General features: G+C 43.2%; 23 protein-coding genes. 3 read left to right on the top strand and 20 right to left on the bottom strand.

Features of this window, described 5'->3' with window-relative positions; all coding sequences use genetic code 11:
- The first annotated feature begins 90 nt into the window (after window positions 1-90).
- A complete protein-coding gene (locus AAEO56_RS16095) occupies window positions 91-570 on the top strand; it encodes a hypothetical protein (RefSeq protein WP_341698092.1) in 480 nt (159 codons plus the stop codon).
- A 25-nt stretch (window positions 571-595) separates the two neighbouring features.
- On the opposite strand, the gene AAEO56_RS16090 is transcribed toward AAEO56_RS16095, so the two are convergent.
- From AAEO56_RS16090 to AAEO56_RS16080, 3 genes are all read right to left on the bottom strand, one after another.
- On the bottom strand, window positions 596-1,363 hold the full coding sequence (locus AAEO56_RS16090; RefSeq protein ID WP_341698091.1) for a polysaccharide deacetylase family protein: 768 nt from the start codon (window positions 1,361-1,363) through the stop codon (window positions 596-598).
- A 71-nt stretch (window positions 1,364-1,434) separates the two neighbouring features.
- Window positions 1,435-1,842 (bottom strand): ribosomal maturation YjgA family protein, encoded by a 408-nt coding sequence (locus AAEO56_RS16085; protein ID WP_341698090.1) that lies wholly within the window; start codon window positions 1,840-1,842, stop codon window positions 1,435-1,437.
- Between the two features lie 76 nt (window positions 1,843-1,918).
- Complete coding sequence (locus AAEO56_RS16080; RefSeq protein WP_341698089.1) at window positions 1,919-2,557, bottom strand: hypothetical protein; 639 nt, start codon at window positions 2,555-2,557, stop codon at window positions 1,919-1,921.
- A gap of 306 nt (window positions 2,558-2,863) precedes the next feature.
- Between AAEO56_RS16080 and AAEO56_RS16075 the strand changes: the two genes are divergently transcribed.
- On the top strand, window positions 2,864-4,906 hold the full coding sequence (locus AAEO56_RS16075; protein ID WP_341698088.1) for a pentapeptide repeat-containing protein: 2,043 nt from the start codon (window positions 2,864-2,866) through the stop codon (window positions 4,904-4,906).
- A 71-nt stretch (window positions 4,907-4,977) separates the two neighbouring features.
- On the opposite strand, the gene AAEO56_RS16070 is transcribed toward AAEO56_RS16075, so the two are convergent.
- The 16 genes from AAEO56_RS16070 to AAEO56_RS15995 all read right to left on the bottom strand — a co-directional run bounded on the left by AAEO56_RS16070 (window position 4,978) and on the right by AAEO56_RS15995 (window position 16,198).
- The gene (locus AAEO56_RS16070) at window positions 4,978-5,832 is read right to left on the bottom strand and encodes a tetratricopeptide repeat protein (RefSeq protein WP_341698087.1); all 855 of its coding nucleotides are present in this window, start codon (window positions 5,830-5,832) and stop codon (window positions 4,978-4,980) included.
- A gap of 136 nt (window positions 5,833-5,968) precedes the next feature.
- On the bottom strand, window positions 5,969-6,181 hold the full coding sequence (locus AAEO56_RS16065) for a hypothetical protein (RefSeq protein ID WP_341698086.1): 213 nt from the start codon (window positions 6,179-6,181) through the stop codon (window positions 5,969-5,971).
- Window positions 6,182-6,284: 103 nt separating this feature from the next.
- On the bottom strand, window positions 6,285-7,061 hold the full coding sequence (gene xth, locus AAEO56_RS16060; RefSeq protein ID WP_341698085.1) for an exodeoxyribonuclease III: 777 nt from the start codon (window positions 7,059-7,061) through the stop codon (window positions 6,285-6,287).
- A gap of 129 nt (window positions 7,062-7,190) precedes the next feature.
- Window positions 7,191-9,059, bottom strand: a complete 1,869-nt coding sequence (locus tag AAEO56_RS16055) for a CocE/NonD family hydrolase (RefSeq protein WP_341698084.1) — start codon at window positions 9,057-9,059, stop codon at window positions 7,191-7,193.
- Between the two features lie 4 nt (window positions 9,060-9,063).
- Window positions 9,064-9,564 carry a hypothetical protein gene (locus AAEO56_RS16050; RefSeq protein WP_341698083.1) on the bottom strand — a complete coding sequence of 167 codons (501 nt, stop codon included), beginning with the start codon at window positions 9,562-9,564 and terminating at the stop codon, window positions 9,064-9,066.
- 3 nt (window positions 9,565-9,567) lie between these two features.
- Window positions 9,568-10,152: a macro domain-containing protein gene (locus tag AAEO56_RS16045; protein ID WP_341698082.1), complete on the bottom strand. Its 585-nt coding sequence runs from the start codon at window positions 10,150-10,152 to the stop codon at window positions 9,568-9,570.
- A 5-nt stretch (window positions 10,153-10,157) separates the two neighbouring features.
- Entirely contained in the window at window positions 10,158-10,988 is an 831-nt protein-coding gene (locus AAEO56_RS16040; protein WP_341698081.1) for a hypothetical protein, read from the bottom strand.
- A gap of 24 nt (window positions 10,989-11,012) precedes the next feature.
- Window positions 11,013-11,375: a VOC family protein gene (locus AAEO56_RS16035; RefSeq protein ID WP_341698080.1), complete on the bottom strand. Its 363-nt coding sequence runs from the start codon at window positions 11,373-11,375 to the stop codon at window positions 11,013-11,015.
- Between the two features lie 35 nt (window positions 11,376-11,410).
- Window positions 11,411-12,070 (bottom strand): J domain-containing protein, encoded by a 660-nt coding sequence (locus AAEO56_RS16030; RefSeq protein WP_341698079.1) that lies wholly within the window; start codon window positions 12,068-12,070, stop codon window positions 11,411-11,413.
- Between the two features lie 65 nt (window positions 12,071-12,135).
- Window positions 12,136-12,531 carry an FKBP-type peptidyl-prolyl cis-trans isomerase gene (locus AAEO56_RS16025; protein ID WP_341698078.1) on the bottom strand — a complete coding sequence of 132 codons (396 nt, stop codon included), beginning with the start codon at window positions 12,529-12,531 and terminating at the stop codon, window positions 12,136-12,138.
- 53 nt (window positions 12,532-12,584) lie between these two features.
- The gene (locus AAEO56_RS16020; protein ID WP_341698077.1) at window positions 12,585-13,244 is read right to left on the bottom strand and encodes a DnaJ domain-containing protein; all 660 of its coding nucleotides are present in this window, start codon (window positions 13,242-13,244) and stop codon (window positions 12,585-12,587) included.
- Between the two features lie 101 nt (window positions 13,245-13,345).
- The gene (locus tag AAEO56_RS16015) at window positions 13,346-14,002 is read right to left on the bottom strand and encodes a hypothetical protein (protein ID WP_341698076.1); all 657 of its coding nucleotides are present in this window, start codon (window positions 14,000-14,002) and stop codon (window positions 13,346-13,348) included.
- 94 nt (window positions 14,003-14,096) lie between these two features.
- Window positions 14,097-14,225, bottom strand: a complete 129-nt coding sequence (locus AAEO56_RS16010) for a hypothetical protein (RefSeq protein WP_341698075.1) — start codon at window positions 14,223-14,225, stop codon at window positions 14,097-14,099.
- Window positions 14,216-15,139, bottom strand: coding sequence for a hypothetical protein (locus AAEO56_RS16005; protein ID WP_341698074.1), 924 nt, complete (start codon window positions 15,137-15,139; stop codon window positions 14,216-14,218). The genes AAEO56_RS16010 and AAEO56_RS16005 overlap by 10 nt, the downstream gene beginning before the upstream one ends.
- Before the next feature lie 262 nt (window positions 15,140-15,401).
- Entirely contained in the window at window positions 15,402-15,830 is a 429-nt protein-coding gene (locus AAEO56_RS16000) for a hypothetical protein (protein ID WP_341698073.1), read from the bottom strand.
- A 44-nt stretch (window positions 15,831-15,874) separates the two neighbouring features.
- Window positions 15,875-16,198, bottom strand: coding sequence for a hypothetical protein (locus tag AAEO56_RS15995; protein ID WP_341698072.1), 324 nt, complete (start codon window positions 16,196-16,198; stop codon window positions 15,875-15,877).
- Window positions 16,199-16,353: 155 nt separating this feature from the next.
- Between AAEO56_RS15995 and AAEO56_RS15990 the strand changes: the two genes are divergently transcribed.
- Window positions 16,354-16,500: a hypothetical protein gene (locus AAEO56_RS15990; RefSeq protein WP_341698071.1), complete on the top strand. Its 147-nt coding sequence runs from the start codon at window positions 16,354-16,356 to the stop codon at window positions 16,498-16,500.
- A gap of 163 nt (window positions 16,501-16,663) precedes the next feature.
- On the opposite strand, the gene uvrA is transcribed toward AAEO56_RS15990, so the two are convergent.
- A complete protein-coding gene (gene uvrA / locus AAEO56_RS15985; protein ID WP_341698070.1) occupies window positions 16,664-19,453 on the bottom strand; it encodes an excinuclease ABC subunit UvrA in 2,790 nt (929 codons plus the stop codon).
- Between the last annotated feature and the right edge of the window lie 204 nt (window positions 19,454-19,657).

Here is a 19,657-nt window from a genome sequence, read left to right as displayed (position 1 = left end):
TATTCAAGACGAATATAGTCAAACCGGCAGAAACTTCAATAACCTGCCTGCATCGTTTGGAGTTTAGCTCAATTTCTTTAATTTTATCGAATGATACAACTTACCGCGAAACGGGATAACAAAAAATATACAATTTATAATGGTGACGCAATTTACGGACAAATCCTTTTTGATGCTAAAGGGTTTGGCGCAACGCTCACCGTTGATGGGACAGAATACAGGGTAGAGCAGGAAAACCCGAAAAGCGCTAATAAGGTGCTGAAGCAGAATGGGGTAACGCTGTTCAGGTTCAAATATGACAAGATTTGGGGGAGCGCCACATTGCAATCAGGCAATGACGATATGGGATACAGGATAACCGGAAAGTGGTTTAAGCCCGGCACCCGACTTGTGGATAAAGATAAAACCGACCTTGTTGTAGTAGTTTCCAGTCAGGGCTTTACGCCTAAAGTTACGGTAACCATACTTGACGAAACTGTTGCACCGGTCATGGTCATGGCAACGATCTATTACCATTTGTATGCTTCAGCTTCCAAAACAATGGGCATAGCTATGGTTAGCGGTATGTAATATTCTATCGGCAAATACCTGAAAATTACAGATCATCAAGCTCCGATATCGTGTAAAACCTCATATTGTTCGTTTTTACGTAATCGCAGATAGCACTGAGCGTTTGGTATTCTGTCTGGTACTCGCCATTGACTGTATTGACAGGCCTGTGCGCATAAAAGATCACGATTTTATTATGGCTTTTTGCATATTCCAAAAGCGACAGGACGTAGTTGAGGCTGAAATGGGCATAACTGTTATCAAGCCCCAGTCCATACACAAGCCGGTTGCCGGTATAATAGCAATTATGCGAAGCAACTGGAAGCTGGCCATAGGTTGTGCCGCGCAGCATCGTAAATTCATCGAAGAGTACGCCATCGGTCGTGGGATTTCGAGATCCAAACGGATAAGCAAACGATCGGGTATGCAGCCCGTTTGCATCCATCAATGAAACCATAGGATATATTTCATGTTCCAGATAGGCATCCGCTCCATGTTGGGCTATATAATTCCTTGCATCAATATGGTTCAGGCCGTGAGCCGCGATTTCATGTCCGTAATTTTTTAACGCGTGCAATTGCTCAATTTCGGACGCATCCAACTCTGCGAATTTTGTCACAAAGAAAGTGGTCCGCCAGTCATATTCCTTTAAAATAGCGTGGACGGCGGTCCAGTCATCAACATAATCATCATCAAAAGTGAGCACAACCCCGGGTTCATAGCTTGTTTCAGCAATAGTTGTATGGTGGTCGTCATTGTTACAGGAGAAAAATGCCAACAACAAAATAATAAGGCAGTACTTTGTTAATTTCATTCGTTAGGTAAAGGATCACTTACAGAATGTAAATGTAAATAAAGCGATCGACCAAATCTTTTTTTTGTAATTTATTTCTTCCTTTTTTTTTCAACAATAAGCACGATTCCGATCCCGATAACATACGTCAGCATATCCATCCATGCGAAAGAAGTCCCCATTATCGTGCTGAAGAATTTGGAATCCTGCAGGCCGATTACTTCGACAATTTTAAGGTACTGCAATGTTTCTACCAAAAAGGCAAAAAGCAATACGCCAATTGCCACCGGAACATCCGGCAGTCTGAAAAACGATTTTACAAAGCAATAAATGAGGATTACCACAAGCACATCGCCTATATAGGGCCTGATAATCCTGTCGTGAACATATAGCGCAATAAGCACTTCGGTAATGAAAAGCAGTACGGTAAGGATGAAATAGTTTCTTTTGAAGGTGAGCATAGGTACGATAGGTGTTGGTACTGTATCAACGCGGGTCAATGCTAAAAATTATCTTACAAATTTTTAAAATAGAAAAAGCCGCAAAAAAAAGCGGCTTTCAGTTATAAATAATAGTTTATCCTCTTGTACCTGTGGCAGGCTTGCGGTAGTAAACATCGTTGTCGTCATAATCGCTTGCGCCGCCGTTGTAGCCACCTCCATTATAACTACCATCATTGTAGTTTCCGGTAGTACAGGCTTGATAAGCGTAGCTGCGGTTGTTCGCGTTGATAAAGCCGATAGCATCTATGATCTGACCTGAACGGTTGTATATCAGGCGAAGGTTCCCTATTTGTGCCAGTGCAAAGCTGTTATAGCTCATATATATGGTACCGATACGTTTTACACGGCCTCGTGCATCGTAGTTGATAAACACGTTGCCTACACGTCGAACACGGCCATTGTAATCGTGTTCTACCCTTACGCCGCGCCCGTTGCTGTAGGTGTTTGGTGCGCCATAAGTAGCATTAGACTGGTTGCGGTCGCTTCTGCGATAGTAAGTCCCACCACCTGTTGAAGGCTCAGTGTTGAAATCCATTTCGCCGTTCGGGAAAACGAGGAACTCAATGCCGCGTTCCATGAACACGATTGGTTCGGCTTCCCTGTAATCAATTGCGTAATGTGTTGGGTTGCCAGAAAAAATTGTTGATTCTGACGCTAAGGCCAGGCTACCGCTGAGGAGTAATCCGGCAACTAAAAAGGTAATTTTTTTCATGACATTTAAAATTTAATATGGCGCCTACTCTGTGCTTTTCGGCTTCCGCAGAAACATTTAAATTGTGTTCCTGGTTACCGTAATCCAAATGCCGTGCCAAACTTCGCAAACGTTATAGTTGAAAGTATAATCTTATAATATTATGTGTTTATAATCAATAGTATAATTATAAAAATTATTTTCATTCTAAAACGCTTATCCACAAAACCCCAGCGAATGTTCATTTATTCTGTAATATTTCACTTCTTAAAGATAACTTAAAATCAAAATTTATATATTTCGGGACTATAACCTTAAAACTATATAATGAATATTTCAACTGAAAAATTGGAACTTATGGAGCGCATCAGCGCACACCTTGACCCTCATTTGAAAGAAGGGCGTACCTACCATCAGGAATTTTACAAATCGCAATACGGCAGCAGTGGCGGCGGTGTGTTCATGATGTATGAAGGCAAGAGCTATAATTCATGGCGTGCTAAACAGAATCCCGACCCCATTACAGAAGGGCTTGAAGCGCTCGAAGATGTAATGGATAATATGAGGGGCGACCTTTCTATAAGCGACCTTTACCGAGGGTTGCCAGCCAATACTAAAATCCGCCTTACCTATACCAAGGGGCAACCGATGGAAATGCTGATAATGGATGTAGAGCACCTGTTGGCCGACCTTAAAAAAGAAATCAGGGAGAATGCGGTAAAATATGCTAATGATAATCCTGAATTTATAAAAAGCGAGGCCATCATGAGGTTTGAAAAGCAGGCTGACGAACTAGGTATTTATACCGATGAGACTGTGGTACTTTCAACCAGGACAACATCGGGTTCATCACCTGCTGATGCCGACCTTATTAAGTGCCTGTACAAAGCGTTGGGCGGTAACGTGGAAAAGTTATATTATAAGCTTGAAGGCGATACTTTTACGATACAGTCGCAACCGGCGTTTGAACAATACGGAATAGCGAAGTTAGAGGCAGCGAATGAGAACATAGCATTGGAGGCCGAATATAAAAAGCGCATGGACGCGCAGGCTGAGGCAATTCGGATTAGGACTGAATTTTACAAAACCCTGGGTACAGTGCTTCCGGTGCCTATCTATCTTAGCGTAGGCGGTTTTCGCAGCCACAGCTGGCCGGAAGGAAGCCACTACCACACTTCGGAGGTGTTACGGGTTATTTATACCAAAGATTCAACTATAGTGATCACTGATGGTCTAAGCGATGTCTATTCTTCGGAACGTTCGGATGCCAACCTGGAATACAACGGTACCGGTATGGAAATGTACATCGAGTTTGAAGGCCACGTAACCTACGAAGATATAAAAGACCATTTCTGCACGGCATTACTCAACAGCGTTACACAGATAGCGATAGAGCATGGCGATTTTAAGGCCCTTATCGAAAGGAATGAGCATGCTACTATCGAATTCAGGGAAGACAATGTGGAGCTGTGGTGCATTAAAGGGATGATGGCAGCCTCTAAAGATATCAGCACGTTCTTCAGGCACGGGCAATATGCGCCTGATGATTTTGGTACTTTACTGAATATGCCTTCGAAAAATGTCCCTGCAAAATTGAAACTAAATCTTGAAGAGATATTGCTTGTCAACGTAAAGCCTTTTAGCAATGAATGGCTTACATCTTACAAATTGAGGAGTGAAGATGAAGAGGTGAAAAAACAGGTGCGTATCGACATGATGGCTCATTTTGAAGCAACCGGCGAAGGCAATAAAATTCCTTTGACGTATGTTGACGAAAATGCGGATAATACACTGGGAGAGCTTTTCCCTTTATCCGATGTGGAGCCAAGGGAAGATGAGATTGATATGCAGCTTATCGAGAGCATGACAAAACATCAAACACTCACTGAAGAAGCTATCCTCGGGATGCTTGAGGCACACGCAGAATTCCTTGAGGCCGGTGGCGACGATGGCCGTTTTGAACAATTGCACACTGCCGGGGTACCGCTTAATATTTATATGACACAGACAAAGGCGGGAAAACAGTTTAAGACGGGCATGAGAACATTACCTAAAAATTTTAGTTTTGCGGATGAGGATCTCCGTGCATCTGAATTCACGGGTTGTATGGCGGATGGCGTGGACTTTAACGGTGCCGACCTTACAGGCTCGCTGTTTACCAATGGTTTCTTCCGTGGTGCCAATTTTGAGGATGCGAACCTTACCAATGTTGATTTTACAGGTTCGGATCTTACAGGAGCCAACTTCAGGGATACAGACCTTACCGGTGCCGATTTTGAGATCACCAACTGTACCGGTGCCGACTTTACTGGGGCTAATACCACCGATGCGACATTCAAAGGCGCAAATGTGAAGGATGTGAAATATTGATCACGGATCTTACTAACAAAAAGGGCTGTCTCAAATGTGAGACAGCCCTTTTTATATAATTTGACCATGGCCTATTTCAGAGCCTCATAGTTTTTCAGTAGTTTGTTGTATTCTTTCCTGTCAGAAGGCGTACCAATTTGTGCCTCTACTTTTGGAAGCTGTACCTCGGCATCTGCCTTGCGCTTGTGGTACACCAGGAAGTCGCAATAGTTCCAGTTATTAAGGAAATACGATTTGATGGCAATGCTTTCCTTATAATTGGCTTCGGCATTGGTGAGGTCTTTATTCATAAGGTAGCACGTAGCGAGCTGGTCGTGTAGGAACGCTTTGTCGGTATCGTCCCATTCCTGCGTAAGCGCATCTTTATAAACATTGACAGCGTCCTGGTATTTGCGTCCCATGATAAGCTTTCCGGCAGTATTAATAAAAGGTGTAGTCCTGCTGCTGGTTTCAGGAAACGACGAGCTTTCCGAAGCCGAAGATGTAACGCCTATCTCCCCGCCAAAAACGGATTCTTTCAGGTACTTAACTAATTTTGCATCAGAATCGGTCTCATCGAAGAAATCCTGAAGTGGCTTATAATTCCCTTCATTTAGTACCACGGTAGCATTAACAGAATTGCTCAGCTTGTCATAAAGTGGATCAATAAGCTTTGCTCCTGAAATGTTCATTTCTGCAAATATTTGCTTTAACAGGTCCAATACTGCAAGCAAATGTGCTTTGTGCACGGCATCCACATGGTCGTTAAGCGGTATCACAAAAGCTTCCCCAAGTGTCCTCAGGGCAGCATTGGTTTCGCCTGCATTAAATTTTGTACGGGCCTCTATCAATTTTTCAGGTGCTTTTTTCAGGCTCTTTTTCGCAGCAAAAAGGGAATAAATAATGAAGAGGACTACAATTCCTCCTCCAATGTAAACGTAATTCATAAATGTGGTTTTTAGTGCCTCAAATGATAATGTGGCAGGTTAGATTGGTTTTCAAACAAAAATAGGATTATTATTTAAACAACCTAAATTCGTACAATAAAATAATGGAATAGTAATATCTTAATTGGCTTATTAATCATTTCAATTGTTTTCTGATAAAAATGGTACAGGAAACAGTTATTGCGATGAACAGTACAACCGTTTCGAAGGATACCAACATAATCCAGTTACTAACATCGTAGAAACCGGGCATCAGCCAATTCAGCAATGCTTCGGATGAAAAAAAGCAAAGCAGGAACAATATGATAAAAATCCCGAAATGGATTAATAGTATGTATCGTTTTTTCATTTTAAAATTTAGCGTGAAGCTGTCAAATGTAACAAAAATCTCTCTAATCCTTCAAAGATAATTCTCTATATCTGATTCCATAAGATTAAGGAACCCGAAACTCCTAAACATTGAGTTCTATCCATACAGGCGCATGGTCGCTGGTCTTTTCCCAACCACGTACGTGCTTATCTACACCACCCGCTTTCAGTTTTCCTTTCAGCTCGCTGCTCAGCAGGAAATGGTCGATGCGAAGGCCCGCGTCTCGCCCATAAGCATTGCGGAAATAATCCCAAAAGGTATAAATTTTCTCGTCAGGGTAGAGGGTACGTATGGCATCAGTCCAGCCCTGTGCCAAAAGGTTGTGGAATGCCTCGCGGATCTCGGGGCGGAAGAGCGCATCATCTACCCAGCGTTCCGGCTTGTATACATCCAGTTCGGTTGGCATTACATTGAAATCACCCATCAGCACTACCGGAATTTTGAATTCCAAAAGCTGTTTGGCACGAATAGCAAGGCGGTCGAACCATTTGAGCTTATAATCAAATTTTGGCCCCGGTGCAGGATTGCCATTCGGCAGGTAGAGGCAGCACACGAGTACGCCATTTACAAGCGCCTCGATATAGCGGCTTTGCAGGTCCTCCGGGTCGCCCGGCAAACCGCGCCCGACTTCCTTCATCTCAATGCCATCCTTTACGAGTATGGCAACGCCGTTCCATTGCTTCTGCCCGTGCCAGATTGCCTGGTAGCCTGCTGCTTCAATAGCATCTATCGGGAATTTCTCCTGCGGCGCTTTGAGTTCCTGAAGGCAGGCCACATCAGGTTTTGCTTCTTCAAGCCATTTCAGGAGGACGTTAAGGCGGCCATTGACACCGTTAACGTTATAAGTAGCTAATTTCATAACTCTAAGTTACGAAATGGTTGTCGGTTGATGGTTGACGGTTGTCGGATTTTTAACATCCTTATAAAATTAACCCACACCTTATATACTGTCGGTCGATAATAAATAGAAAATAAAAAATAATCACTTCTACCTTTTCCCTATCTCAATAACCGAGCTTCCGTAAATCCTTATAGTAGACTTTATAAAATCCTCCTCATTAGCTTTGTAGATGTTATCCACATATTTCTGCGGGTTGCGGTCGATATAAGGGAACCATGTGCTGTGTACCTGTATCATAATGCGGTGGCCTTTTTTGAAGGTGTGCAATATATCCTGTAATGGAATATTTACTTTCGTTATTTGGTTAGGGACAAAAGGCTCAGGCTTCTCAAAGCTGTTCCTGAAACGCCCCCTGAATACTTCCGAACGTACCAATTGCTGGTAATCTCCCATCACGATATTTTTTGGGTTATCTTCATAGTTGGGTTCGTCATCAGGATACACATCGATAAGCTTTACTATAAAGTCGGCATCGGTACCTGTCATCGAAACGTCCAGTTTTGCCATGATCTCTCCGGAAAGCTCCATGTCATCTGTCAGCACTTCCGACTCAAATGTCAGCACATCCGGCCTGCGGGCTGCATTCCGCTGGTCATCCGACATAAAGTTGCGCGGCGTGAAGGTCAGCCCCTCGATCTGTGAAGTGTACGGCACCGGCTTGGCAGGGTCACTAATGTATTCAAAGACTGCTTTGTCATTAAGCACTTTGTTGATACCCAGTTTTCCTTTTTCGCCAAAATAAAGCTTTGTATTGGCAGTGGCTTTCGGAGGCCATACATCAAAGGTTTTCCATTTCTTTACGCCCGTGTCAAACATATAGGCTTCGGGCAGGTTGGGGTTTACACCATCTTTTAAGTAATAGGCGAAGAACTTGCGCTCAATATCCCTTTGGTAAAAAGTGGAAATGCTGTCGCCAAAATAAATATGGTTGTGTGTAGACTTGCCTCCCTCACGTGCCCATGCGCCATGCGACCACGGGCCCATCACGATCGTGTTCTTTGCAGTAGGCGTAGATTTCTCAATTGCTTTGTAAATGTTCAGCGGGCCGGAAAGGTCTTCGGCATCAAACCATCCGCCAACGGTCATTACAGCAGGCGTTATATTCTTCAGGTGGGGGAGGATGCTCCTCTTTTGCCAGAACTCATCGTAGTTTGGATGGTTTATGATCTGGTTCCAAAAGAAGTTATCATAATGGTACTTTTCGGTAATGTTTTTCAATGGCCCAAGGCGCAGGTAAAAATCATAGGCATCTTTAGATGGGTTCCCATACATACGCATTAGTGCACTTTCAAACCAGTTGTCTTTTGTATTACCGTTTTTTTGGTATCCGAACACTGCAAACGCCGGCGTATAGCTTTCGAGATAAGCCCCCATGTGGTGGAAATCGTCAAAGAAGAAATCAGAAACCGGTGCCTGTGGCGATACGGCTTTCAATGCAGGGTGGGCATCGGGCAGGGCAGCAGCGCTGTAAAACCCGGGATAGGAGATACCATATATTCCGACTTTTCCATTATTGCCTTTAATATTTTTTAGCATCCATTCTATCGAGTCCCAGGTATCGGAACTTTCATCAATGGCTTTCTTGTTCTTACGGTCATTGCCGGTAATGTTAGGTGTCATGTTATCGAACATGCCATCCGACATATAGCGGCCGCGAACGTCCTGGAAAACGAGGATGTATTTGTCCTTTACAAGGTAGCTGGACGGATGTCCATGGGTTTTGTAGTCTGCATAGCCGGAGGCATTGTAGCAGGTGCGGTTCATCAGTATCGGGTAAGTCTTCGACTTATCCTTTGGCACATATACCACCGTAAAGAGCTGGGCACCGTCACGCATTGGGATACGGTATTCGAACTTCTCGTAGTTTTGGCGCATGTAAATGGAATCCTTATTTTGCTCCTGTGCGAATGCGGTGAAGGAGAGAAGGGTTAAGAGGAGGAGGTGTATTGTTTTCATAGTCTTAATTTTCATTATATTTTTTATCGACATATTCCTGGTAAAATAAATCATGATCTTTTTTTACAGAATTTAAGAATTTCGTTCCATATTTCTTCTCAAATGCAGCATTCATTGCTTTTTCATAACATTGAAATTTAAATTCTCCATCCTGGATTGGGCCGGAACATCCAACAATATAATAATTTACGAGAATACCTTTTTTTGTAAAAGCCTTTTTTACATATTCCATCTTATCGTTCGAATAACCAAAACCAGCGCCAAAATAATATATATAATGCCCTTTTCTTATTTCTTTTGCGGCACGATTGTTTCCATTAATACATGCGGTATCAATTATTTTAAATATTTTTTTATTATTCTTTTTGTTACCACTCTGCATAGCATAATTAACCGAATTATAAACTACAATAGTGTCATTTTGTTTTGCAGACAGATCTTTTTCTTTCGATTTATTACAGGAAAGAAGTATTATTGTCAATAGTGAAAAACAGACAATTTTCATTTGTTATTTTTTAGAGGTCATATTCCAATGGTATTCCTGAGCCTGAGTGAACGATATGAAATCCATAGGATGGGCAAGGATAATTTCCCTGTAGGCCTGAAACATTTGCCTTGCGGCGATAAGTGGCTCCATATTACCCGTTCCTGTGCACAGTCCCGGTATGGCAACAGAGGCTATCCGCGGATCATTTACAGCCGTGATCAGAATGGCTTTCATTGCCAGGTAGGCATTGACGGATGTATCTATATCCCGGCTCGTAGGGATGCGCATGGTAGGAGCTGAAATTAAAAAGGGTATATCGCTGTCGCCGGTCTCTATCGCAATAGCTTTACCAACTAAAAGCTCACCTTCCGGCAATCCTTTAATTTGCTGCTGTAGCCTTTCCTGAACTCCCCACCCAAATCTTTCGGATAAGGCAAGATCAAGCCCACCATCCATAAAACCAAAAGAATTGGCCGGGCTTACCACAGCATCGCACTTTAGCGTGGTGATATCTTCCTGTATTATCTCAACATTCTCTTCAGAATTGAAGAATACGGTCCAGGCATCAAGAAGCTTTGTAGAAAGTGCTGATAATATAATTTTCATATGAATTATTTGGAGTTTGGCGTCCTATTTTCAAGTGATGTAATGCAATTTTTCAAACTTTTGAGCCATTCATTATTAACGTTTTTATTTTGTTCATTGCTAACTAATTGACTTTTTAATATTGGCAGAAAATGGATGTCACCCAAATCTGTGATAGCGTCAAATAGTAATGACTGATAGTCTCCGCTTAACAGTTCTTTCTCAATTATATCCTTAATCCTGATATCTTTACGTTTAGCGAGCCCGGCTATCGCTTCAAATTTTGTATCTATGTTACGGTCGCTTACTCTTTTCCATAGAGCCGCCCGTATCATTTCATTATCGCTATCTACTAGTGTCCCAATACCAAATGTAGCCCAATTTCTAACGCTAGCGGCTGTGTCTTCAGAAAGATATAGTAGTGTGTAAATTGCAATTGCATCCTCAACACCCAGCAAGGCATTTACAAGTGCCTCCCTAACAAAACTATCTCGGAAGTCTTTAAATGAGACTAAGGTTTGTATTTGTGAGTGGGTTAGCTTGTCATTATTATGGCCGATGGCATATAGCAAAGTGCTAAGTACTGCAGGTTCATTTTCACCAGATAAGAGGTCAAAATATAATTTTAAAGTCTCATTATAAAAAGGCCGCGGAGGAATACCTAATTGAGCCGAAACATTTATTCCTATTTCCCTAAACCTTGCATTTTCTGATTGCATTAGCAAAATGCTTTTATCAAATACTTCCCTGTTTGGCCTTTTCCGTAGCGCGGCGATATTATCCCAATAAGTCCTCTGCGATTTATTGTTCATAAGCCGCGAAAAAAGTTTTTCATCAGTCCAGTTATTCCTGCCCATCAATGTTATGTGTCAAATACTCAGTTAAAAAAATTCCCCAAAGTGCCACAATACCCCAGAAGGGTCGTGCACAAAACATTCTTTGCCCCAGTCCAGCGTACGTACCGGGACAACTTTTACACCATCATATTTTTCGGGCAGGTTCAGCACTTTGAGCTCGTTGTAAAAACGCTCGGTATCCTCCACTTCCATAAAAACCATGGTATTGTCTACCCAGTCCTTTACATAGTAGGCCTGCAGGTAGAACGACAGTGCGCCGCTGTGGAAGACCGACATATTATGGAATATAACATTTTCCTCGAAACCGAGGTCGCGGTAAAATTGGCGTGATATTTCGAAGTCTTTTGCCCCGATGAACGGGCGGATTGATTTGCCTTTGTGCTGCATTGCTTATTTTTGATTGGTTAAAGTAAAAGTAGCAATTATCCCATTATAACACCAAATAATATAAGTACGATAAGAAACACGACAAACAAGTAGGCGTAGTCTTCAGAATAGTCATTGCCCGCGGGCGTTTTTACAGGGTTATATCGTATGTTGCTGAGTACGGATACTTTTTCGCGCAGCCCGGAGTCACCGTGGGCAAGCCTTATCAGTTTCCTGTAAAGAATTATTTTTGACGAATCATCAAGAAATTTTGAAGCAATTACCAACTCATCGATAATCAGTCCGTTGGTTGTAATATCGTCTATGCTGACCAGATAATTGAGGTTCTCTGTACTAAGCACTTCATTGATTATTTCAAATAAAGTGGTGCCGTCTATAGTACCGCCTGTATTAAAAACCCTTTCACGGATATTCCTGAAAACCATAAGGAACGATACCGCCATTGCATTCCCCGATTCAGGCCTTTCTGCCGCCGGTTTGCTTTGCTCGTGCCGCCAGTCATCGTATACCTTCCTGCTCGACAGATCTCCCAGGATGATATACGATTCAGCTATCTCCTTGAATATTTCCTCGCTTTGACGGCTGCCATTATTCCGGTCCGGATGATGGCGGAGGGCCAAAACCCTGTACGCTTTTTTCACCTCATCCTGAGTAGAACCGGGTGTAATGCCAAGTATTTTGTAATGGTCTTTCATTCGGGAATTGTTCAACACTATTTTTATAACGCAAAATCAACGTACATAATATCACGGCAATACTATTATTTAGCCACTATCCTGTCCAGCCTGATTTTTATTACAAGTGTTGAATCGGGAGATACATTAGGGGGGTAGCCTTTCCGCTTTACCAGGTAAGGTGGGCAGGTAAGCTCACGTATTTCACCTTCCCTCATCCCGCGCAGCCCTTCGTCTACAGCCTGTGTGGCCTGGTTGCCGCCTATTAGTACCCTTACTGGCGATGTTGAGTCGTAGTTGGAATAAAGCACAGTCCCATTACGATAACTGGTGGTTTCATATATAAACACTTCATCGCCTGCCTTAGCTGCTGCACCGGAGCCTTTTTGCACTATACGGTACTGTAGCCCTGATGGTGTACTGACTATTTTTGGAGCACAACCCACCAAAAATATAATTGCTATAAATACTAATGCTTTCATACGATTTTTACTTAGATGTCAGACAATTGGTTAAAAATAGTAAAATTTCCCAATCACACCGCCAGTGCCAAAATGATTATCACGATGAGCAGGATAAAAAAATAGGCTGTGCCCTTGGTTTCTTTAGAATTTAAAGGTTGCGGGGCTTCATAAGGATTGCTGCTTTTTTCGTTCATTACGGCTATTTTTTCTATTGTCCTGAGGTCTCCATCTGCCAGTTTGAGCAGTTTGTCATGTATCGCCGATTTCGACGCGTCAGTAAGGAACACGCCGGCAACAAGTATTTCATCGATGATCAGGTTGATGGTACACACATCGCCTGTGCGTATCAAAAAAGCAATATTCGCCTCTGAAAGTACATCGTCCATTACTTTATACAACGCGTATTTGTTGATGTACCCGCCCGCATTGAAAACCCTGTTTTTGATATCCTTAAAAATGATCAGGAAAGTTGCAGCCGTTTTTTTAGCTTTTGGGTCTGCTGCCCGCAACACTTTCCCGGGGTTAGCTACCAGATAGTCGTAATCCTGCCTGCGGGTAAGGTCGCCCAGTATTTCGTAAGATTCAGCTATTTCCTTAAAACGTTCCTCACTGGCAGTATTCCCATCATTCCTGTCGGGATGATACTGTAGAGCCAGTATACGGTAGGCTTTCTTTATCTCATCAGTGGACGAGGCCGGGGCAACACCGAGTATTTGATAATAATCTTTCATCAGGAAAGCTTTTCGAAGTACGAAAGTAATGCAAAGCCGTGATATCGCAAAATCAATTATAAGTTACTGACACTACTGGGAACTGCGACCGCGACTGAGAACTATTTACCGACCCATTCCTCCAGCCGTTTTTTATTTGCCGTAAGGCTCCCAATCATAAAGAACTTATTTTTCGCTAATGCCGCTGATTCACCTATCTTTTCCTTCATTACACCTTTCCTTTTGATATAATTAGAGTGCAGGAAATAGCTGCCTGTTGCATCTTTTACGATATAACCCGTATGGAAATCCAGCCCGACAATGAAAACCGAATTCTCCGGCTGTTTATCCATATAGGCTTCAAAATTCTTAATGCCTGAAAAAGTATGAATGTCGGTACACAGCTTTTTTATCATCTCGCCCGATGCGCATTGCGCCAGCTTTACACGTTCGATCTTAAGGCCAAGGTCAGCGAGTGTATTGGTAACAAAATAGCCGCACGCGATCTCTCCTTGCTGTGGGGTGCGTGTCATGCCGTAAAAGTCCCAGGGAGTGCCGTTCCAGTAGGCGGGAAGACTGTCATTCACAAGATGGAAGAAATAGCTGGAAACTTCGCTGTAGGGTTTGCCCGAAAGTTCCGCTTTATGTTTGGTTATGGAGATTTTAAAGGCTTCGTAATTGGCGGGATCCTTAGTAATGGAAGCGTTAGGTGCGGTCTTATCCCATTGGCACGCCATAAGGATAATAGTGGCAAACAGCGCAAGTAAAAGTTGTTTCATAGGTAGGGTGATAGGTTACCTATATAAACTGATTTTTTGCCTCTGTATTGTATTGGTGTAATTTGCTAACTGAAAACTGTGACTGCGACTGAAACTACCTGTTCGCTTTCCACTTCGCGATGGCTTCTTCAAAAAACGCTTTTAATTCTGCGTTAGTGTCAATGTTTTGGATGTCAGCGTAATAAGCAAGGAAGCCTTCGGTGCATAACAGTTTTAATCCCAACGCTTCATGTTTTCAGGTGTAAGGATACGTTTCGGTTCTTGCGAGTTCAGGTCGAGAACCAATTCAAGATTGGCATAATCAACCGAACCGTCACCTAATACCTTCGATGCATAAAGTCGCCCTTCTTTCGTGGCAATAATTCTTTTATTATCATCTGTGTCAGCCCATTTGATGCCTTCCAGTTTCGTTTTTTTGTACTTTTTAGCTATATAAAACAAGTCAAAATTTTTACGATGTTCACTGTGGTAAAAGCTTATCTTCAATAGTGATGTGCTGTTTGTAATTGCTTTTTTCCAAAGCTTCGGTACTATTGGTTCAAGGCTTGCAGGTTGTCGTTCAGCCCAGAAGGGATCAGGAGTCCTTTGGGTTATTCGAAACGTTTCTGCAGCCACAAACTCATCATCAGCTATTTCTGTCCACCCTTCCCTTTGCAGGCGATGGTCAAGCAATGTATTTATCTGCCCTTTCCAAACATTATAGTCATTCCCAACTTTTGCTGCTGCTATATTTACAGATGCCGGAATTGGCAAGTTGGGGAGTGGGTCAACAGGATTGTAAAAGTTGAGCACAACATTATTTTCATTATCAAACAATCCGCCGCCGGTTCCGAATAATGTACTGTCATGCTCCCATGCTGCCAGCGCCGTCCAGTAAGGTGGGCGGCTAATAATAGTGCGGCTGATAGTGCGGTTGGGGAGGTAATCATCATTATCTATAAGGTAGATCAGGTAATTGCCGGAAGGGGAAATATCGCTACGCCTCACCTGTACTTTCTTACTGATCCATTGCCCGGTCTCAAAGCTGTCGTCATCAAGGTTCCAGATAATCATCCGGATCCATTTTGTAGGCCCATGCCGGAATATAATAGCTTTATTGGCTTCCCTTGCTTTTATGAAAAAAATTCGTGCATGCATTTTTCAAAAATAGGAAAGAATAATGACATAGGCATAGAGGAGTTTGTCGCTGACTGAAATACAATATGGTAATTCAAAATAGATAATTATTTATTCATCCCTCGAAGAACGGATTTGCTGAAAGCTCTTATCCATATTTGCGCATATTATTTCATACCTGTGGAATATCTCATCCAGTTGGTCCCAGCTCGTGCCGTTAAATTTTGGGTTATTGTTGCCTGTAGGTGATGGAAGTTTGCGCTTGTAGGTGATATTAGCAGTTTTATGATTTGGATTTCCACTTCGCCATGGCTTCTTCAAAAAACGCTTTTATCTCTTCTTTTTCACCATCGGCACAAACCTTGAATGTATATCCGTCTTTTGTGGTCACTTTCATATAAGGGCAGTAAGTTGCTCCGGCATAGTAGACCGTATCGATAGTTTTGATGTCCTTGTAATAGGCTGAAGATACCTTTGTCTTTGCAGGATCATCTTTATCCAGCCAATATTTAGCAAGGCGTTTATTGGTAAAGAAATTCCCTGCGGTCTCGTTATCCATTTCCGAATAGAAGCGTATTATCTTTTCGTTCTTATCGAGAAGGCCGATCTCTCCGATGCGTTTTATGTCTTTTTCAGATAGGGTAGAACCGGGAGTGATGCGGTTGCAGGAGGTTAAAACTATTAAGGAGAGAAGGATAAGTAGTTGGTTCATTGATTGATAGCTTTGGGCAATTGTGTGGACTTTTAATTTACAATTTACAAATACAAAACGCCATATGTTTTTGATAGCTGATTGTTCGTAAAAATATTAAAAGCTTTAGAACCTTTAACAGTTACTAATCTGATTTTTACGTCTTTTTCCTCAGTAGAAAGATTTTCTATTAAATCTTCCATAAAATCCAAAACTCTTTTATCAATTCTGTCATTGTGTATAGCTACAATTCTTTTTGTTTTATAAATGTCAATCAGGTAGTCGATATTTAAATCGTTTTTATTAAACGATATTTCAACGATTGGCAAATCATCTTCTTCTAAAAACTTATTTGTCTTTAAAAAATGTTTTACATCTTCGTATATCATAGCTTTTAAAATATTTGGCTGGAGTAAAGATAGCTATTACAATCTTACATATCATGACATCTGCAAGAGCATGACGCTCGCGCCAGCGGAGGAGACATAAAAAATTGTAATTATTTAAGAGATATATATTATATTTGGCAAACAAATTTATTATTATGAAAGCATTTTGGATTTTTGGAGGTATATTGGGGGCTTTAATCGTTGCTGCTTTTAGTGACGAAAAAGATGAAAAGGTTGTAAAATTTGGCACAGGAGAATCTGATGATTATTTAAGAGGTTTTGAGGATGGTAAAAATTACTAAATCGATAGTGAATTTGAAATTCGTGTCGATATGAGTAAACTAACGCTCCTTACGAACGTGAGCCCCGCTAGCGCGAGCTTCTAACTTGTGTAGGCCGCAATAGTCCAAACTGAACGATATGAGTTAGAAGTCGCGTTGCAACGAACTCGTAATTTACCTGAACCTATAACTTCCCCCTCAAATACTCCCCCGTCACACTCTTCACATTCTTCGCAACTTCCTCCGGTGTTCCGAACGCTACTAAATGCCCACCATTCTCGCCGCCTTCGGGGCCGATGTCGATAATGTAGTCGGCGCATTTGATGAGGTCGAGGTTGTGCTCGATCACAATAATGGAATGCCCTTTGTCAAGCAATGCTTCAAATGAGGCTAATAACTTCCTGATATCATGGAAATGCAGCCCCGTTGTAGGTTCGTCGAAAACAAATAGTACCTTATCTTTGGTCGCGCCTTTTACAAGGAATGACGCCAGCTTGATGCGCTGCGCCTCACCGCCCGAAAGGGTAGAGGAGGACTGCCCCAGCTGTACATAGCCTAAGCCGACATCCTGTAGCGGCTGTAGCTTGGTCATAATCTTGGCCTGCTTGTGCTCACTGAAGAACGCTACGGCATCATCCACGGTCATGGTAAGTACGTCGTCTATATTTTTGCCTTCAAAAGTTATTTCGAGTACCTCTTTCTTGAAACGCTTGCCATTGCAGGTTTCGCATTCCAGGTGCACATCGGCCATGAACTGCATCTCGATGGTCACTTCGCCTTCGCCCTTACACGTGTCGCAGCGTCCGCCATCCACATTGAAGGAAAAGTGCTTGCTTTGGTAGCCCCTGTGCTGTGACAGTTTCTGTTTCGAGAACAAGTCGCGGATATCGTCATACGCCTTGATATACGTCACCGGGTTGGAACGCGAGCTGCGCCCTATCGGGTTTTGATCAACGTACTCAATATGTTTTATATGGCTATAACTGCCCTGCATTTCGGTGAACTGGCCAGCCTTTTCGCCCACACCTTCCAGTTTTTTTTGTAGGGCGGGGAACAATATTTTTTTCACCAGCGTACTTTTGCCGCTGCCCGAAACACCTGTGATTACGGTAAGGCAGTCCAGCGGGAATGTCACGTCGATGTTTTGCAGGTTGTTCTCCCGCGCACCAATTATGTCGATATGGTTCTTGAACTTGCGGCGTTTTTTCGGCACGGAAATTTCGAGGTCGCCGTTGAGGTATTTCGCGGTAAGCGAATCGGATTTTAATATTTCTTCATAGGTGCCCTGCGCTACAAGCTCACCGCCAAGGGTACCTGCTTCAGGGCCAATATCGATGATCATATCAGCGGCTTTCATAATATCCTCGTCGTGCTCCACCACGATAACGGTGTTGCCCAGGTTGCGCAGGCCTTCGAGTACGGTAATGAGCCTTTCGGTGTCCTTGGGATGCAGGCCGATGCTCGGCTCATCCAGTATGTACATCGAGCCCACAAGGCTGCTGCCCAGCGATGTCGCGAGGTTAATGCGCTGCGACTCCCCACCTGAAAGCGTGTTCGAACGGCGGTTGAGCGTAAGGTAGCTAAGGCCGACCTCCTGCAAAAAGCTCAGGCGGCTGTTGATCTCGGTCAAGAGGCGTTTGGCTACTATAGTATCGTATTCATTAAGTTCCAGCCCGTTGAAAAACTCAGCGAGGTTTTTTATCGGCAGGTCTACCAGGTCGCTAATGGTGCGGTCGGCTATTTTTATATAGCTGCTCTCGTGCCTCAGGCGTTTGCCTTTGCACGTCGGGCATTTGGTCTTGCCGCGGTAGCGCGACAGCATCACGCGGTTCTGTATCTTGTAATTCTTCTCTTCGAGCTCGGTAAAGAAATCGTTGAGCCCGGTAAAATATTTATTGCCGTTCCATATCAGTTGCCTGTCACTTTCCGAAAGCTGGAAATAGGGCTTATGCACAGGGAAATCAAACTTGTGCCCGTTGTTCACCAACTGGTCGCGGTACCAGCCCATGCTCTCGCCGCGCCACGGATAAATGGCGTTCTCGAACACCGATAAGGCTGTATTTGGCACTACAAGTTCCTCATCAATACCAATGATGCTGCCATAACCTTCGCAGGCAGGGCACGCGCCATAGGGGTTATTGAAACTGAACAGGTGTACGTTCGGCTCGGGAAAGGTCATGCCGTCCAATTCAAAATTATTGCTGAACACCATGCGGTTGCCGGTCGCCACGTCCTGTAAAAATGCAGCACCCTTGCCTTCGTAAAAAGCAGTTTGCACAGCATCGGCAAGGCGGTTATAGAATTCCTCCTCGTCCTTTACCACGATACGGTCGACTACCAAGAGTACTTCTTTATTTGCAAAATCAACGCCTTCGAGTTCGTCCAGGCGCAGCGTTTTGTTATCAACCAAAATACGCGCAAAGCCCTGTTGCAGCAGTACTCCCAGTTTTTCTTCGATGGTGCGGCCTTTCTCGGTATGCACCGGGGCAAGGAGAAGCCAACGGCTTTCGGCCTCGAGCTGTTTCACCTCATTCATCACATCGGTCACGGTATGCTTTTTCACCTCACGGCCCGAAACAGGGGAGTAGGTGTGGCCCACGCGTGCATAAAGCAGCTTGAGGTAATCGTATATCTCGGTGCTGGTGCCCACGGTAGAGCGGGCGTTGGTGGTGTTCACCTTCTGCTCGATAGCGATAGCCGGGGCAATTCCCTTAATATATTCCACTTTGGGCTTGTCAAGGCGGCCGAGGAACTGGCGCGCATAGGACGAAAGGCTCTCCACATAGCGGCGCTGGCCTTCGGCGTAAAGGGTATCAAAGGCAAGGCTCGACTTCCCGGAGCCCGAAAGCCCGGTAACCACCACCAGCTTGTTGCGCGGGATAGCCACATCAAGGTTCTTGAGGTTGTGTAGCTGCGCGCCTTTTATAAGTATATTCTTCTTAGGTTCTAATGTCGAAAAATCGGTCTTTATCATGGCAAAAATTGAATAGCCAAAGATACGGGTTTTAGGGGAGAATTTTGTTAAGGGAATGAGAAGATGAGGATAGAAGAAGAGATTGACTAGTCCTAAAATAACGATACAGGATTAATAATAATAAAAGTACAATTTTTTAGACAGAAGTAGCTTCTTGGTTACTTCTGTTTTTTGTTTTATAAGTCCTCATTTTAATTTCCTTTT

Origin of the sequence: Flavobacterium arundinis (assembly GCF_038289855.1) — a bacterium.
GTDB classification, from domain to species: Bacteria; Bacteroidota; Bacteroidia; order Flavobacteriales; family Flavobacteriaceae; genus Flavobacterium; species Flavobacterium arundinis.
Note: the sequence above shows the minus strand (reverse complement) of the source record. Positions and strands in the feature narration are given on the sequence as shown.

What these genes read in the sequence shown, in the direction of transcription:
- AAEO56_RS16035 (WP_341698080.1), bottom strand. Translation starts at nt 11,375, where the DNA reads ATGCAGCACAAAGGCAAATCAATCCGCCCGTTCATCGGGGCAAAAGAC.
- AAEO56_RS15990 (WP_341698071.1), top strand. Translation starts at nt 16,354, where the DNA reads ATGAAAGCATTTTGGATTTTTGGAGGTATATTGGGGGCTTTAATCGTT.
- AAEO56_RS16020 (WP_341698077.1), bottom strand. Translation starts at nt 13,244, where the DNA reads ATGAAAGATTATTATCAAATACTCGGTGTTGCCCCGGCCTCGTCCACT.
- xth (WP_341698085.1), bottom strand. Translation starts at nt 7,061, where the DNA reads ATGAAATTAGCTACTTATAACGTTAACGGTGTCAATGGCCGCCTTAAC.
- AAEO56_RS16015 (WP_341698076.1), bottom strand. Translation starts at nt 14,002, where the DNA reads ATGAAACAACTTTTACTTGCGCTGTTTGCCACTATTATCCTTATGGCG.
- AAEO56_RS16000 (WP_341698073.1), bottom strand. Translation starts at nt 15,830, where the DNA reads ATGAACCAACTACTTATCCTTCTCTCCTTAATAGTTTTAACCTCCTGC.
- AAEO56_RS16025 (WP_341698078.1), bottom strand. Translation starts at nt 12,531, where the DNA reads ATGAAAGCATTAGTATTTATAGCAATTATATTTTTGGTGGGTTGTGCT.
- AAEO56_RS16065 (WP_341698086.1), bottom strand. Translation starts at nt 6,181, where the DNA reads ATGAAAAAACGATACATACTATTAATCCATTTCGGGATTTTTATCATA.
- AAEO56_RS16075 (WP_341698088.1), top strand. Translation starts at nt 2,864, where the DNA reads ATGAATATTTCAACTGAAAAATTGGAACTTATGGAGCGCATCAGCGCA.
- uvrA (WP_341698070.1), bottom strand. Translation starts at nt 19,453, where the DNA reads ATGATAAAGACCGATTTTTCGACATTAGAACCTAAGAAGAATATACTT.
- AAEO56_RS16005 (WP_341698074.1), bottom strand. Translation starts at nt 15,139, where the DNA reads ATGCATGCACGAATTTTTTTCATAAAAGCAAGGGAAGCCAATAAAGCT.
- AAEO56_RS16045 (WP_341698082.1), bottom strand. Translation starts at nt 10,152, where the DNA reads ATGAAAATTATATTATCAGCACTTTCTACAAAGCTTCTTGATGCCTGG.
- AAEO56_RS15995 (WP_341698072.1), bottom strand. Translation starts at nt 16,198, where the DNA reads ATGATATACGAAGATGTAAAACATTTTTTAAAGACAAATAAGTTTTTA.
- AAEO56_RS16090 (WP_341698091.1), bottom strand. Translation starts at nt 1,363, where the DNA reads ATGAAATTAACAAAGTACTGCCTTATTATTTTGTTGTTGGCATTTTTC.
- AAEO56_RS16070 (WP_341698087.1), bottom strand. Translation starts at nt 5,832, where the DNA reads ATGAATTACGTTTACATTGGAGGAGGAATTGTAGTCCTCTTCATTATT.
- AAEO56_RS16080 (WP_341698089.1), bottom strand. Translation starts at nt 2,557, where the DNA reads ATGAAAAAAATTACCTTTTTAGTTGCCGGATTACTCCTCAGCGGTAGC.
- AAEO56_RS16030 (WP_341698079.1), bottom strand. Translation starts at nt 12,070, where the DNA reads ATGAAAGACCATTACAAAATACTTGGCATTACACCCGGTTCTACTCAG.
- AAEO56_RS16040 (WP_341698081.1), bottom strand. Translation starts at nt 10,988, where the DNA reads ATGGGCAGGAATAACTGGACTGATGAAAAACTTTTTTCGCGGCTTATG.
- AAEO56_RS16050 (WP_341698083.1), bottom strand. Translation starts at nt 9,564, where the DNA reads ATGAAAATTGTCTGTTTTTCACTATTGACAATAATACTTCTTTCCTGT.
- AAEO56_RS16055 (WP_341698084.1), bottom strand. Translation starts at nt 9,059, where the DNA reads ATGAAAACAATACACCTCCTCCTCTTAACCCTTCTCTCCTTCACCGCA.
- AAEO56_RS16095 (WP_341698092.1), top strand. Translation starts at nt 91, where the DNA reads ATGATACAACTTACCGCGAAACGGGATAACAAAAAATATACAATTTAT.